Source organism: Mesorhizobium sp. M2E.F.Ca.ET.209.01.1.1 (genome assembly GCF_004010375.2).
GTDB lineage: Bacteria > Pseudomonadota > Alphaproteobacteria > Rhizobiales > Rhizobiaceae > Mesorhizobium.
The window spans coordinates 1-433 of the sequence record NZ_SADP02000205.1 but is presented as its reverse complement, the minus strand read 5'-3'; the positions used below and the strand labels follow the sequence as shown (position 1 = coordinate 433).

Here is a 433-nt window from a genome sequence, read left to right as displayed (position 1 = left end):
CGAGACCGTGCGGGTGCTTCTCCGCGATGCGCGCGTCAGCCGGGCACCGTCACCCGCCGAAGCGTCAGATTGATGCGGCCGCCATTCTTCAGGAGCGCCGACGTCGAGGGGTAGATACGGTCGACGCCATGGAAGCAGAGGCGACCATCGCCGCCCAGCACGACGACGTCGCCGCTCTTCAGCCTGAACGATTTCGTGCCGCCTTCGCGCATGTTCTGGCCAACGCGGAACAGGCAGTCGTCGCCGAGCGAGACCGACACCACGGGGGCGGCGAAATCCTTCTCGTCGCGGTCCTGATGCAGGCCCATTTTGGCGTCCGCCGAATAGAAGTTGACCAGGCAGGCCTCGGGCGGATGCGGGTAGGCCGAGACCTCGCGCCACAATTGCAGCAACGCTTCCGGGATCGGCGGCCAGGGCTCGCCCGTGACGGGGT

The 433-nt window shown here is 67.2% G+C and carries 1 protein-coding gene; it reads right to left on the bottom strand.

Annotated features, from left to right (window positions below; translation table 11 throughout):
• Nucleotides 1-35: 35 nt before the first annotated feature.
• Nucleotides 36-433, bottom strand: a 398-nt coding sequence (locus tag EN852_RS35310) for an alpha-ketoglutarate-dependent dioxygenase AlkB (RefSeq protein ID WP_135879637.1), incomplete at its 5' end; no start/stop codon positions are given.